This is a genomic window from Coprococcus intestinihominis, assembly GCF_040096555.1.
Classification (GTDB): domain Bacteria; phylum Bacillota; class Clostridia; order Lachnospirales; family Lachnospiraceae; genus Coprococcus_A; species Coprococcus_A intestinihominis.
Genome location: NZ_JBBMEK010000277.1, coordinates 1 through 4,174, shown reverse-complemented (window position 1 = coordinate 4,174; position 4,174 = coordinate 1). Strand labels below are relative to the sequence as shown.

General features: G+C 46.9%; 2 protein-coding genes and 1 pseudogene. All 3 read right to left on the bottom strand.

The genetic code is table 11. From position 1 onward, the window contains the following. A pseudogene (locus tag WMO25_RS15515) lies at positions 1-344 on the bottom strand (hypothetical protein); the annotation flags it as partial. Positions 345-584: 240 nt separating this feature from the next. Beyond that, entirely contained in the window at positions 585-1,559 is a 975-nt protein-coding gene (gene pfkA / locus WMO25_RS15510; protein ID WP_015512756.1) for a 6-phosphofructokinase, read from the bottom strand. 69 nt (positions 1,560-1,628) lie between these two features. Beyond that, the coding region (locus WMO25_RS15505; RefSeq protein ID WP_349086074.1) for a DNA polymerase III subunit alpha at positions 1,629-4,174 on the bottom strand (2,546 nt) is incomplete at its 5' end.

The window sequence follows — 4,174 nt, the reverse complement described above, 5'->3', positions numbered from 1 at the left end:
TCCTGCTGTCTGACAACCGCCATAATTCCCTGAGGTGTCTGTGTATCGGAAACCTGTCGGAATACCTGATCATCCACGATCAGTGCCTTCGAAAGATCAAGTCCCCGAAGTTCCGGCGGATGCCTGTAAAAGCTCTCAGATACATAAACCCTCTCCAGTCTGTCCACCGGAGTTTCTGCAACCATCCGGATGCCCTCTGCCACAAAACACTTTTCCTTTCTTCTCTGCTTACTCTTATTCAAAAGCTCTTTGATCCTTTTCATCTGTGGATTGGAAACACTTGTGATCATCTTCTCCTCCTTCAAAAAAAGAGCTGCCGCCTCTTCCCGATGGCTCAAAGCCACTGCGGAATTTTCTGACGACAGCCCCTGAATATCTCTGTATGATTCAGTTATATCTGTTCTGTAATTATATCAATGTGGACTAGTACATCGTTTCGTAAATAACTATACCAATCGCGTAGGATGCGGATTCGAGTGTGCAGGTAAAAAAACGCAGGCATAGCGGGCTACGCCGAGGCTTTTCTACCTGTACACTCGGATTCGCAGGCAAGTGAATGGTATAGTTATTTCGAAAACGATGTACTAGCGTGCAAGGATCTTGGCTACACTGTACTGGAACGGATCCAGCTCCTTCTGCATCGCCAATGCTTCCTCAATATCATAATCAACATACTTGCCGTCCTTATAAGCAACAACACGATTGCTCTTGCCGCCCATCAGAGCATCTACAGCATAGGCTCCCATGACGGAAGCCATCACTCTGTCCTTCGCAGTCGGGCTTCCGCCTCTCTGCAGATGTCCAAGTATCGTTGCCCTCGTCTCAATGCCGGTGGCCGCTTCAATCCGCTTGGCCATGCTGGTGGAATGGCCAACACCCTCTGCATTGATGATAATATGATGCTTCTTGCCCCTTCTTCGGTTGGCAATAATATGATCAATCAAGGCTTCCTCATCGTAATTATATAATTCAGGAAGCAGGATATCCTCTGCACCGTTGGCAATACCGCACCAAAGTGCAATATATCCGGCATTTCTTCCCATAACTTCAATAATACTGCATCGCTCATGGGATGTGGATGTATCGCGGACCTTGTCAATGGCCTCCATCGCTGTATTCACCGCCGTATCAAAACCAATCGTATAGTCTGTACATGCAATATCCAGATCAATGGTTCCCGGTACACCAATGGTATTGATACCATGAGCCGCCAGCTTTCTTGCGCCCTGGAAAGAACCGTCACCGCCGATAACAACAACACTGTCTATGCCATGCTTCCTGCAGATCTCTGCGCCCTTTCTCTGGCCTTCCTCTGTACGAAACTCCTCACATCTGGCTGTGTATAAAAATGTACCGCCGCGATTGATAATATCAGATACACTGCCGGCATACAGATCAATGATCTCTTCCTCCAACAGTCCTGAATATCCCTTCTGAATCCCCTTGACCTGACAGCCGTAAGCAATCGCCGTTCTGACGACCGCTCGAACTGCAGCATTCATTCCCGGTGCATCTCCACCGCTTGTCAGTACACCTATTGTTTTTACACCATCATTCATGCTCAATTCCTCCACTTACGCTGTCTTAATCTTTTATCTCAAATCCATTAGAAATATTTTAATACAGTTTTAGAAGCTTTTCAAGACAGTTTCCCGAACTTTTACGTTTTCTTTTCCCAATACTGTTCCAAGCTGGTCAAGAATTTCTTCCTCTGCCTTTATATTCCATGATACAGGCAGTTTCTTAATGGCTTTTTCCACTTTACAGAATATGATGACCCGGTCATTGCCCGAATGCCCCGCCAGGGTTTTGTACAGGGCTTCCTGCTGTCCGATAAAGCTGTTCTTGTCCGGATACTGCAGCCATACTTCCTTTGGCACCTTATCAAAAGGAATGATCTTCTCCGCGATCAGTTTCGCCTGCTGATCCTCCGAAGCAGATACACGGCCCTTGATGTAAAGCTTCGCCTCCTCTGTCAGCTCAGCCTGATATTTCTCATAATCATTCGGAAAAATAATGACTTCTACTGTTCCCAGCAGATCCTCCAGCTGAATAAAAGCCATCATCTTGTTGTTCTTTGTTGATTTAACTGTTTTGCCCGTCACCATACCGCCAATGACCACCAATGACTGATCGACCACATTCGGCATGCCGATTTCCTCATTGACATAGAAATCGGAGGTCACCGCCGTGACATTCCTGCGCCAGCTCTCAGCCACATCATCCAGCGGATGTCCGCTGATGTATACCCCAAGGACTTCCTTCTCAAAGGAAAGGAGAGTACCTTTGTCATACTCACCCACATTCGGATAACGAATCTCAAAAGCCTGTTTTTCTTCTTCATCCATGAAATCGAATAATGTCATCTGACCGCTGATATTTTTCTTTCTGTCCTGAGCCACCTGATCCATAATCTGCGCATAAACCATCATCTGCTGACGCCTTGTGGCTCCAAAGCTGTCAAAGGCACCTGCCTTGATAAAATTCTCAATGGAACGTTTATTGACTTCCTTGCCGCTCATACGCTCAATGAAATTCTTCAGGCTTGTAAATGGTCCCGCCAGGGCTCTCTCCTGTTCAATGGCTGCCACCACCGGTCTTCCGATACTTTTGACCGCAGAAAGCCCGTAAAGGATCCTGCCGTTGTCCACAGAAAAACTGCTGACGCCATGATTAATATCCGGCGGCAGTATCTTAATGCCCATCTGTCTGCAGGTCATAATATATTCTGCAACTTTCACTGAATTGTCGATGACAGATGTCATCAGAGCCGCCATGAACTCTACCGGATAGTAGTATTTCAGCCATGCTGTCTGATAAGAAACAATGGTATAGGCTGCTGCATGGGACTTATTGAAGGCATACTTGGCAAAATCCGTCATCTCATCAAAGATCCTGTTGGCCGTCGCCTCATCAATACCGTTGGCAATACAGCCGGGCACACCCAGTTCATCATTGCCGTACACAAAGTACTGGCGTTCCTTCGCCATCACATCCGCTTTTTTCTTCGACATAGCTCGACGCACAAGGTCGCTTCGTCCCAGATCATAACCGGCCAGTTTCATAACAATCTGCATGACCTGTTCCTGATAGACAATACAGCCGTAGGTCGGTTCCAGAATCTCTTCCAGCTGCGGACACTCATACGTGATGGACGCCGGTTCGTTTTTTCCCTTGATATAACGCGGAATAAAATCCATTGGCCCTGGACGATAAAGCGAAATACCTGCAATGATATCCTCGAGATTATGGGGTTTCAGTTCCTTCATGAAGCTCTTCATTCCCGAACTTTCAAGCTGAAAAATACCGTCGGTTTTTCCTGTTCCGATCATATCAAAAACAGCCTTGTCATTGTAATCAATCTCATGCATGTCCACATGATGCCGACCGTCTGCATTGATCAGCTTCACTGCATTCTGAATAACAGTCAGTGTACGCAGCCCCAGAAAGTCCATTTTCAGCAGTCCCAGCTCTTCCAGCGTGGTCATGGTGTATTGTGTCGTGATCACATCGTCTGCGCCTCTCGACAGCGGTACAAACTCATCGACAGCCTTCGGGCTGATAACAACACCTGCAGCATGCATGGATGTATGCCGAGGCAGACCTTCCAGTCTTCTTGCCATATCAATCAAATTGTGGATACTGTCATCCCCATCATAGAGCTTTTTCAGCTCCGGATTCATCTTCAGCGCCTTATCGATGGTAATTCCAAGCTCATTCGGAATCATCTTGGCCACACTATCACAGATGGCATAAGGCAGATCCAGGACACGCCCCACATCACGGATCACCCCCCGCGCTGCCATTGTACCAAATGTAACAATCTGCACCACACGCTCTTTGCCATATTTTCTGACAACATAATCAATGACTTCCTGTCGTCTTTCAAAGCAGAAATCCACGTCGATATCGGGCATCGTCACTCGGTTCGGATTCAGGAATCGCTCAAAGAGTAAATTGTAGCGAATCGGATCCAGGGTTGTAATATCCAGACAGTAGGATACAATGCTTCCTGCTGCCGAACCTCGGCCCGGTCCGACCATAATGTCATGCTCTTTGGCATAATGAATAAAATCCCATACAATCAGGAAATAATCCACGAATCCCATGGTTTTGATGGTATTTAATTCATAGCTGACACGCTCTTTGAGCTTCTCATCCGCCTGCGGATATC